Source organism: Streptomyces sp. NPDC058375, from assembly GCF_042723425.1.
GTDB lineage: Bacteria > Actinomycetota > Actinomycetes > Streptomycetales > Streptomycetaceae > Streptomyces > Streptomyces durocortorensis.
In genome coordinates this window covers 1-9,608 of sequence record NZ_JBHXJG010000266.1, presented here as the reverse complement: position 1 = coordinate 9,608, position 9,608 = coordinate 1, and the positions used below count along the sequence as shown (strand labels likewise).

General features: G+C 69.3%; 11 protein-coding genes. 3 read left to right on the top strand and 8 right to left on the bottom strand.

Going from position 1 to position 9,608, the window contains the following annotated elements; genetic code table 11:
• Positions 1-67: 67 nt before the first annotated feature.
• The 8 genes from ACFWM7_RS29905 to ACFWM7_RS29870 all read right to left on the bottom strand — a co-directional run bounded on the left by ACFWM7_RS29905 (position 68) and on the right by ACFWM7_RS29870 (position 6,665).
• Positions 68-406, bottom strand: coding sequence for a metal-sulfur cluster assembly factor (locus ACFWM7_RS29905; protein ID WP_003969897.1), 339 nt, complete (start codon positions 404-406; stop codon positions 68-70).
• Entirely contained in the window at positions 403-858 is a 456-nt protein-coding gene (gene sufU, locus ACFWM7_RS29900) for a Fe-S cluster assembly sulfur transfer protein SufU (RefSeq protein ID WP_307847818.1), read from the bottom strand. Before sufU ends, ACFWM7_RS29905 begins: the two co-directional genes overlap by 4 nt.
• Before the next feature lie 10 nt (positions 859-868).
• A complete protein-coding gene (locus tag ACFWM7_RS29895) occupies positions 869-2,137 on the bottom strand; it encodes a cysteine desulfurase (RefSeq protein ID WP_383266416.1) in 1,269 nt (422 codons plus the stop codon).
• Positions 2,134-2,898: a Fe-S cluster assembly ATPase SufC gene (gene sufC / locus ACFWM7_RS29890; protein WP_086778560.1), complete on the bottom strand. Its 765-nt coding sequence runs from the start codon at positions 2,896-2,898 to the stop codon at positions 2,134-2,136. Before sufC ends, ACFWM7_RS29895 begins: the two co-directional genes overlap by 4 nt.
• A gap of 7 nt (positions 2,899-2,905) precedes the next feature.
• The gene (locus ACFWM7_RS29885) at positions 2,906-3,223 is read right to left on the bottom strand and encodes a bifunctional 3-phenylpropionate/cinnamic acid dioxygenase ferredoxin subunit (RefSeq protein WP_003969893.1); all 318 of its coding nucleotides are present in this window, start codon (positions 3,221-3,223) and stop codon (positions 2,906-2,908) included.
• On the bottom strand, positions 3,223-4,404 hold the full coding sequence (gene sufD / locus ACFWM7_RS29880) for a Fe-S cluster assembly protein SufD (RefSeq protein WP_383266410.1): 1,182 nt from the start codon (positions 4,402-4,404) through the stop codon (positions 3,223-3,225). The genes ACFWM7_RS29885 and sufD overlap by 1 nt, the downstream gene beginning before the upstream one ends.
• A 99-nt stretch (positions 4,405-4,503) precedes the next feature.
• Positions 4,504-5,925 carry a Fe-S cluster assembly protein SufB gene (gene sufB, locus ACFWM7_RS29875; RefSeq protein ID WP_383266407.1) on the bottom strand — a complete coding sequence of 474 codons (1,422 nt, stop codon included), beginning with the start codon at positions 5,923-5,925 and terminating at the stop codon, positions 4,504-4,506.
• Positions 5,922-6,665 (bottom strand): helix-turn-helix transcriptional regulator, encoded by a 744-nt coding sequence (locus ACFWM7_RS29870; protein ID WP_383266404.1) that lies wholly within the window; start codon positions 6,663-6,665, stop codon positions 5,922-5,924. Before ACFWM7_RS29870 ends, sufB begins: the two co-directional genes overlap by 4 nt.
• Before the next feature lie 136 nt (positions 6,666-6,801).
• On the opposite strand from ACFWM7_RS29870, the gene ACFWM7_RS29865 reads away from it, so the two are divergent.
• From ACFWM7_RS29865 to ACFWM7_RS29855, 3 genes are all read left to right on the top strand, one after another.
• On the top strand, positions 6,802-7,728 hold the full coding sequence (locus ACFWM7_RS29865) for an ABC transporter ATP-binding protein (RefSeq protein ID WP_383266401.1): 927 nt from the start codon (positions 6,802-6,804) through the stop codon (positions 7,726-7,728).
• Positions 7,725-8,492, top strand: a complete 768-nt coding sequence (locus ACFWM7_RS29860; RefSeq protein WP_383266398.1) for an ABC transporter permease — start codon at positions 7,725-7,727, stop codon at positions 8,490-8,492. The genes ACFWM7_RS29865 and ACFWM7_RS29860 overlap by 4 nt, the downstream gene beginning before the upstream one ends.
• An 83-nt stretch (positions 8,493-8,575) precedes the next feature.
• A complete protein-coding gene (locus ACFWM7_RS29855; protein WP_383266395.1) occupies positions 8,576-9,562 on the top strand; it encodes a heme A synthase in 987 nt (328 codons plus the stop codon).
• The last annotated feature ends 46 nt before the right edge of the window (positions 9,563-9,608 follow it).

Sequence of the window (9,608 nt, the reverse complement as noted above, 5' to 3'; positions counted from 1 at the left end):
GTCTGCCTGGCGGGCATGGCCGTTCGTCACTCCTCGGGGAGCGTGTCAAAGCTCTTCGGAGAGCGTGTCAGACGTTGAACCCCAGCGCGCGGAGCTGCTCGCGTCCGTCGTCGGTGATCTTGTCCGGGCCCCACGGCGGCATCCAGACCCAGTTGATCCGCAGCTCGTTGACGATGCCGTCCGTGGCGGACTTCGCCTGGTCCTCGATGACGTCGGTCAGCGGGCAGGCCGCGGACGTCAGCGTCATGTCGAGAGTGGCGATGTTGGCGTCGTCGACGTGGATGCCGTAGATCAGGCCCAGGTTGACGACGTCGATGCCCAGCTCGGGGTCGACGACGTCGTAGAGCGCCTCGCGGACCTCCTCCTCGGAGGCCGGCTTCATGGTCGCGGTCTCGTTGTCGCTCATGCGGTCTTCCCTTCGGACAGCGCCTTGGCCGTCGCGTCCTTCCACGCCATCCAGCTCAGCAGCGCGCACTTGACCCGGGCGGGGTACTTGGAGACGCCGGCGAACGCGACGGCGTCCTCCAGCACCTCCTCCATCGCGTCGTCCGGCTCCAGCTGGCCCTTGGACTGCATCAGCTCCAGGAACGCGCCCTGGATCTTCTGCGCCTGGGACAGCTCCTTGCCGACGAGCAGCTCGTTCAGCACGGAGGCGGAGGCCTGGCTGATGGAGCAGCCCTGGCCCTCGTAGCTCACGTCGGCGATGGTCTCGCCGTCGTACTTCACCCGGAGTGTGATCTCGTCGCCGCACGTCGGGTTGACGTGGTGCACCTCCGCGTCGCCGTCCCGCAGGCCACGCCCGTGGGGGTGCTTGTAGTGGTCCAGGATCACTTCCTGGTACATGGAATCAAGCTTCACCGTTACGCCCTCACCCGAAGAAGTTCCGGACGTGCTCCAGACCGTCCACCAGGGCGTCGACCTCGGCGGGCGTGGAGTACAGATAGAACGACGCTCGCGTCGTCGCAGGAATTCCGTACCGCAGGCAGACCGGCCGCGCGCAGTGGTGGCCGACCCGGACGGCGATGCCCTGCTCGTCGAGGACCTGGCCCACGTCGTGCGGGTGGATGTCGCCGAGTGTGAAGGAGATCGCCGCGCCGCGGTCCTCGGCCGTCGCCGGACCGATGATCCGCAGGTCGGGGACGTCCAGGAGGCGCTTCACCGCGTACTCGGTGATCGCCTTCTCGTGGTTGTAGATCCGCTCCATGCCGATCGAGGTGAGGTAGTCCACGGCCGCGCCGAGGCCGACGGCCTGGGCGATCGGGGGCGTACCGGCCTCGAACTTGTGCGGCGCGGGGGCGTACGTCGACGAGTGCATCGACACGGTCTCGATCATCTCGCCGCCGCCGAGGAACGGAGGCAGGTCCTCCAGGAGCTCCTGCCGTCCCCACAGCACGCCGATGCCGGTCGGGCCGACCATCTTGTGGCCGGTGAAGGCCACGAAGTCCGCCTGGAGCGCCTGCACGTCGAGCACCATGTGCGGGGCCGCCTGCGAGGCGTCGATGCAGACCAGCGCGCCGACCTGCTGGGCGCGGCGGATGATCTGCTCGACCGGGTTGACCGTGCCCAGGATGTTGGAGACCAGCGTGAAGGAGACGATCTTCGTCTTCTCGGTGATGATCTCGTCGATGTTCGACAGGTCGAGCCGGCCGTCGTCGGTGATGCCGAACCACTTCAGCTTCGCGCCGGTGCGCTGCGCGAGCAGCTGCCACGGCACGATGTTGGAGTGGTGCTCCATCTCCGTGGTGACGATCTCCGTGTCGCGGTCCACCCGATAGGGCTCGTCCGCCCAGCCGAGCATGTTCGCCACGAGGTTGAGCGACTCCGAGGCGTTCTTCGTGAAGATCACCTCGTCGCGGCTGGGTGCGTTGATGAAGGCGGCGACCTTGTCGCGGGCGCCCTCGTACAGCGCGGTGGCCTCCTCGGCGATCGTGTAGACGCCGCGGTGCACGTTCGCGTTGTGACGCTCGTAGTACGTGTTGAGCGCGTCGAGGACCTGGCGCGGCTTCTGCGAGGTCGCAGCGGAGTCCAGGTACACGATCTTCTTGCCGTCGTGGACCGTGCGGTCCAGGAGCGGGAAGTCCTTGCGGATCGCCTCGGTGTCGAGGAGGCCGGAGAGCCCCTGTCGGGCGTCAGTCACGCGGAAGCGCCACCCTTCGTGTAGGCCTCGTAGCCCTCGTTCTCCAGCTGGTCGGCCAGCTCGGCGCCGCCGGAGGCCGCGATCCGGCCGTTGGCGAAGACGTGCACGAAGTCGGGCTTGATGTACTTGAGGATGCGGGTGTAGTGGGTGATCAGCAGGGTGCCGACCTCGCCGGTCTCGCGGACCCGGTTGACGCCCTCGGAGACGGTCTTGAGCGCGTCGACGTCCAGGCCGGAGTCGGTCTCGTCCAGGACGGCGATCTTCGGCTTGAGGAGCTCCAGCTGGAGGATCTCGTGGCGCTTCTTCTCACCGCCGGAGAAGCCCTCGTTGACGTTGCGCTCGGCGAAGGACGGGTCCATCTGGAGCCCGGCCATCGTCTCCTTGACCTCCTTGACCCACGTACGCAGCTTGGGGGCCTCGCCGCGGATGGCGGTGGCGGAGGTGCGCAGGAAGTTGGAGACCGAGACACCGGGGATCTCGACCGGGTACTGCATGGCGAGGAACAGGCCGGCGCGGGCCCGCTCGTCGACGGACATCTCCAGGACGTCCTCGCCGTCGAGGGTGACCGTACCGCCGGTGATCGTGTACTTGGGGTGACCCGCCAGCGAGTACGCGAGGGTGGACTTGCCGGACCCGTTGGGGCCCATGATGGCGTGGGTCTCGCCCTGCTTCACGGTCAGGTCGACGCCCTTGAGGATCTCCTTCGTGGCGTTGTCGGCCTCGACGGTGACGTGCAGGTCGCGGATTTCAAGCGTTGCCATGGGTGACTCAGGACTCCTGGGTGACGGAGACGAGCACATCGTCCCCTTCGATCTTTACGGGGTATACGGGGACGGGGCGCGTCGCGGGAAGGCCGGACGGCTTGCCGGTGCGGAGGTCGAACGACGATCCGTGCAGCCAGCACTCGATCGCACAGTCCTCCACCTCGCCCTCCGAGAGGGAGACGTTCGCGTGCGAGCAGATGTCGTTGATCGCGAACACCTCGCCCTCGGTGCGGACGACGGAGACGGGTGTGCCGTCGAGCTCCACCCGCTTGGGGGTGTCGTCCTCCAGCTCACTCAGCGCACAGGCTTTGACGAAGGACATCAGACGGACGCCTTCAGCTCGGCCTCGATCTTCTCGATGAGCCGCTCCTCGACGTCCGGCAGGCCGATCTGCTGGACCAGCTCGGCGAAGAAGCCGCGCACGACCAGGCGGCGGGCCTCCTCGGCCGGGATACCGCGGGACTGGAGGTAGAAGAGCTGCTCGTCGTCGAAGCGGCCGGTCGCCGAGGCGTGGCCGGCGCCGACGATCTCGCCGGTCTCGATCTCCAGGTTGGGCACCGAGTCGACCCGGGCGCCGTCGGTGAGGACGAGGTTCCGGTTCATCTCGTAGGTGTCGGTGCCCTCGGCCGCGGCCTGGATGAGGACGTCGCCGATCCAGACGGCGTGCGCGCCGTCGCCCTGGAGGGCGCCCTTGTACACCGCGTTGGACTTGCAGTGCGGGGTGTTGTGGTCGACCAGGAGGCGGTGCTCCTGGTGCTGGCCCTTGTCGGTGAAATACAGGCCGAAGAGCTCCGCCTCGCCGCCGGTGGCCGCGTAGGCGACCCGGGGGTGCAGGCGGACGACGTCGCCGCCGAAGGTGACGACGATCGACTTGAAGGAGGCGTCCCGGCCGATCAGCGCGTTGTGCTGGCCGACGTGGACGGCGGTGTCGTCCCAGTCCTGGACGGAGACGACGGTCAGCTTGGCGCCGTCGCCCAGCACGTAGTCGACGTTGGCGGCGAGCACCGCGTCACCGGTGTGGTCGATGACGACGACGGCCTCGGCGAAGGCGCCCAGCTCGATGAGCTGGTGGCCGAAGGCGGTGCCGCCCTCGCCGTGCACGGCGATCCGGATCGGCTCGGTGAGCACGGCCTCCTTGGCGACCGTGACGACCGAGGCCTGCTCGAAGGAGCTGTAGGCCTGGGCGGCGACCCGGTCCACCGGGGTGCCGGCCTTGCCGAGCCGGGAGTCGTCGCGGCCGACGGTCTCGACCGTGACGCCCTCGGGCGCCTCGATGGCGACCTTCACGCCGCTGCCGGTGGCGACGGCGGTGCCGTTGTGCAGCCCGCGCAGTCGCTCCAGCGGCGTGAAGCGCCACTCCTCCTCGCGGCCGTGCGGGACGGGGAAGTCCGCGACGTCGAAGGACGGGGGTGCGCTCATGCGGGTGGCGACGGTCGACTCGGCGGCCACCGCGATGGAGCCGGCGGTGGTGGAGCCCGCCGGAGTGTTCTGAGCCTCAGCCATGGCTGTCGTAGTGCTCGCTTTCTTCAGTCAAGAACTCGGGGGATTCGGTGGGGCGGGGACGGCCGCGAACGGCCGTCCCGGTGGTCCGCAGGCGCGGACCTAGCCGACCGAACCCTCCATCTGCAGCTCGATCAGCCGGTTGAGCTCCAGGGCGTACTCCATGGGCAGCTCCTTGGCGATCGGCTCGACGAAGCCGCGCACGATCATCGCCATGGCCTCGAACTCGGTGAGTCCGCGGCTCATGAGGTAGAAGAGCTGGTCCTCGGAGACCTTGGAGACGGTCGCCTCGTGGCCCATCGACACGTCGTCCTCGCGGACGTCGACGTAGGGGTAGGTGTCCGAGCGGGAGACCGTGTCGACCAGCAGAGCGTCGCAGAGGACGTTGGACTTCGCGCCCGGCGCGCCCTCGCCGATCTCGATCAGTCCGCGGTAGGACGTACGGCCGCCGCCTCGCGCCACCGACTTGGAGACGATGTTGGAGGAGGTGTTCGGGGCCATGTGGACCATCTTGGCGCCGGCGTCCTGGTGCTGGCCCTCGCCCGCGAAGGCGATGGACAGGGTCTCGCCCTTGGCGTGCTCGCCCATCAGGTAGACCGCCGGGTACTTCATGGTGACCTTGGAGCCGATGTTGCCGTCGACCCACTCCATGGTCGCGCCCTCGTAGGCCACGGCCCGCTTGGTGACCAGGTTGTAGACGTTGTTCGACCAGTTCTGGATGGTCGTGTAGCGGCAGCGGCCGCCCTTCTTCACGATGATCTCGACCACGGCGCTGTGCAGCGAGTCCGAGGAGTAGATCGGGGCGGTGCAGCCCTCGACGTAGTGGACGTAGGCGTCCTCGTCGACGATGATCAGCGTCCGCTCGAACTGGCCCATGTTCTCCGTGTTGATGCGGAAGTAGGCCTGGAGCGGGATGTCCACGTGGACGCCCTTGGGCACGTAGATGAACGAGCCGCCGGACCACACGGCCGAGTTCAGCGAGGCGAACTTGTTATCGCCGACCGGGATGACGGTGCCGAAGTACTCCTTGAAGAGCTCCGGGTGCTCCTTCAGCGCGGTGTCGGTGTCCATGAAGATGACACCCTGCGCCTCCAGCTCCTCGTTGATCTGGTGGTAGACGACCTCGGACTCGTACTGCGCGGCGACGCCGGCGACGAGGCGCTGCTTCTCCGCCTCGGGGATGCCGAGCTTGTCGTACGTGTTCTTGATGTCCTCGGGCAGGTCCTCCCAGGAGGCGGCCTGCTTCTCCGTGGAGCGCACGAAGTACTTGATGTTGTCGAAGTCGATGCCCGACAGGTCCGAGCCCCAGCTGGGCATGGGCTTCTTGCCGAAGAGCTTGAGGCCCTTGAGCCGCAGCTTCAGCATCCACTCGGGCTCGTTCTTCTTCTCCGAGATGTCGCGGACGACAGCCTCGGAGAGACCGCGCTTCGCCGCCGCGCCTGCCGCGTCGGAGTCGGCCCAGCCGAATTCGTACGTACCCAGACCCTCGAGCTCAGGGTGGGCAGTCTCCGTGGGGAGCGTCATGCGGGGTTCCTCCCGGCCGTGCTTGCAGATGCTGAATGGGTGGTCTGTGGGGGTGCTGCGTGGCCACTGCGCGGCACATAGGTCGTGCACACACCGTCGCCGTGGGCGAGGGTGGCCAGACGCTGCACATGCGTCCCGAGGAGGCTGGAGAAGAATTCCGTCTCCGCCTCGCACAGCTGTGGGAACTGCTCGGCGACATGCGCCACCGGGCAGTGGTGCTGGCACAGCTGCTCGCCCTGCTGCGGGCCCGGCGCGCTTCGCGCCGTAGCAGCGTACCCGTCGGCGGACAGGGCCTTGGCCAGGGCCTCGGTGCGCCCTTCGGGCTCCGCGGCCTCGACCGCCGCGCGGTACGCCTCGCCCATCGCGGCCATCCGGGCGCGGGCGAAGGCGATGACCGCCTCGTCACCCCCGGACTCGGCGATGAAGCGCAGGGCATCGGCGGCCAGCTTGTCGTAGGACTGGTCGAAGGCGTCCCGGCCGCAGTCGGTCAGGGCGAACACCTTGGCGGGCCTGCCGCGGGTCCGCGCCCCGTACACCCGCTGTTCACGGGCTTCGACGACATCGTCGGAGACGAGGGCGTCCAGGTGGCGGCGGACGGCGGCCTGGGTGAGGCCGACGCGCTTGGCAAGATCCGCGACGGTGGAGGGGCCGTGGTCCAGGATGGAGCGCGCGACCCGGTTGCGCGTCGAGCGCTCACCGGTCGCGAGTTCCTCCTGAGGAGCCCGTCCGTCGTATTTCACAACACCATTGTTGCGTAATTCATTCGACTCTGACAACCACGGTCCGGAACGATCAACGGTGTGGTTCGTCACTTAGGGTTACCTAATCTGGCCCCGCGGGACGCCCTCTCCGAAGCGCTGCCTAGACTGGTGCGCCATGGAGAACGAGCCCGTCGTACAGGTCAGCGGCCTGGTCAAGCGGTACGGCGCGAAGACCGCGGTGAACGGCCTCGATCTGGTCGTCGCGACCGGCGCGGTGACCGCCGTCCTCGGCCCGAACGGCGCCGGGAAGACCACCACGATCGAGACCTGCGAGGGCTACCGCCGCCCCGACGCGGGCACCGTACGGGTCCTCGGCCTCGACCCGGTCGCCGACGCCGAGCGGCTGCGCCCCCGGATCGGGGTGATGCTCCAGTCCGGCGGCGTCTACTCCGGGGCCCGCGCGGAGGAGATGCTCCGCCACATGGCCAAGCTGCACGCCCACCCCCTCGACGTGGACGCCCTGATCGAGCGCCTGGGCCTCGGCGACTGCGGCCGCACCGCCTACCGGCGGCTCTCTGGGGGCCAGCAGCAGCGCCTCTCCCTGGCCATGGCGGTCGTCGGCCGGCCCGAGCTGGTCTTCCTGGACGAGCCGACCGCCGGGCTCGACCCGCAGGCCCGCCGCTCCACCTGGGACCTGGTGCGCGAGCTGCGCGGAGACGGGGTCTCCGTGGTGCTGACCACCCACTTCATGGACGAGGCCGAGACGCTCGCCGACGACGTGGCGATCATCGACGCGGGCCGGGTCATCGCCCAGGGCAGTCCCGAGCAGCTCTGCCGGGGCGGTGCGGAGAACACCCTGCGCTTCACCGGCCGCCCCGGCCTCGACCTCGGCTCCCTCGTCAAGGCGCTGCCCGACGGCTCCGGGGCCGCCGAGCCGCTGCCGGGGACGTACCGGATCACCGGGAGCATCGACCCGCAGCTGCTGGCCACCGTGACGTCCTGGTGCGCCCAGCACGGCGTGATGCCCGAGGGCATCTCCGTGGAGCGGCACACCCTGGAGGACGTCTTCCTCGAACTGACCGGCAAGGAGCTGCGCGCATGAGCGCCGGTACGTACACCCCGCGCCCCGGCGCCGCCCCGCTCCCCCGGATGATCGCCGCGCAGACCGCGCTGGAGACCCGGATGCTGCTGCGCAACGGCGAGCAGCTGCTGCTGACGGTGATCATCCCGACGCTGCTGCTGGTGCTGTTCAGCGCGGTCGACATCGTCGACACCGGCTCGGGCGAGTCGGTCGACTTCCTGGCCCCGGGCATCCTCGCTCTCGCGGTGATGTCCACCGCCTTCACCGGCCAGGCCATCGCCACCGGCTTCGAACGCCGTTACGGGGTCCTCAAGCGGCTCGGGGCCTCCCCGCTGCCCCGCTGGGCGCTGATGACCGCGAAGACGCTGTCGGTACTGGTCACCGAGGTGCTCCAGATCGTGCTGCTGACGGCTATCGCCTTCGCGCTCGGCTGGTCACCCGAGGGCGACCCGCTCTCGGTGCTGCTGCTCCTCGTGCTCGGGACCGCCGCGTTCTCCGGGCTGGGGCTGCTGATGGCGGGGACGCTGAAGGCGGAGGCGACGCTCGCAGCCGCCAACCTGGTCTTCCTGCTGCTGCTGGTCGGCGGCGGGGTCATCGTGCCGCTGGACAAGTTCCCGGACGCGGTGCAGTCGGTGCTCGGTCTGCTGCCGGTGTCGGCGCTCTCCGAGGGCCTGCGGGACGTCCTCCAGCACGGTGCGTCGATGCCGTGGGCCCAGGCCGGGATCCTCGCGGTGTGGGCGGTGCTGGGGCTCGGCGCTGCGGCGAAGTTCTTCCGCTGGGAGTAGGGCCCGGCCCGCAACAGGGATTTCCCGGGGCAAGCAGGCACGTACCCACCCCTCGTGAAAACGCGCACAAGCCCCGTCCTACGATGGTCCGCGTGGAAACCCCCATCTCCCTCATCGCCAAGCGCTGGACGCCGTCCACCAAGGTGGTGAAGCGCGCCGCGCTCTCCGCCATCATGATGAGCGTCTTCATCATCATCACCGGCGGGGCCGTCCGGCTCACCGGTTCGGGTCTCGGCTGCGACACCTGGCCCAAGTGCACCGACGACAGCCTGTTCGCGACGCCCGAGCAGGGGCTGCACGGCGCGATCGAGTTCGGCAACCGGATGCTGGCCTATGTGCTGTCAGCCGCGGTCGGCTGGGCGATCATCGCCGTCAGTTCGATGAAGCCGCGCCGCCGCAAGGTGACCCGGCTGGCCTGGTCGCAGTTCTGGATCGTGCTGGGCAACGCCGTGCTCGGCGGGATCACGGTCTGGGCGGGCCTCAACCCGTGGACGGTGGCCGGGCACTTCCTGCTGGCCAACGTGCTCCTGGCGATCGCCGTGATCACCTGGGTGCGGATCGACGAGGGCGACGGCCCGCCGCGGCCCCGGACCCCGCTGCCGGTGCGGCGCCTCGCGTGGGCGATCGTGGCGACCACGGTCGTCCTGATCGTGCTGGGCACCTCCGTGACCGGTTCAGGCAAGCACGCCGGCGACAGCAGCGACGTACCGCGCATGCCGTGGGACTGGTCGGCCGCCGCCCATGTCCACGCCATCGCCGCCTGGGTGGTCTGCGCCCTGGCCATCGCGATGTGGCTGGCCCTGCGGGTGGTCGACGCGCCCGCCGACACCCGGGCCCGCGCCCGTGACCTGCTGCTCGTCCTGCTCGCCCAGGGGGCCATCGGGTACGTGCAGTACTTCAGCGACGTCCCCGAGATCCTGGTCGGCATCCACATGTTCGGCTCGGCCATCCTCTTGATCGCCGTGGTCCGGCTCGTCCTGAGCATGCGCGAGCGCGGCGACGACGCGCCCGCCCCGCTGCCCGGCCCGTCCGCCGAGCGGCCCGAGACGGCACCGGCGACGGCGGTCTGACGCACGTACGTACGACAGGTGAAGGGGCGGTGGGCCGGGGGCCCGC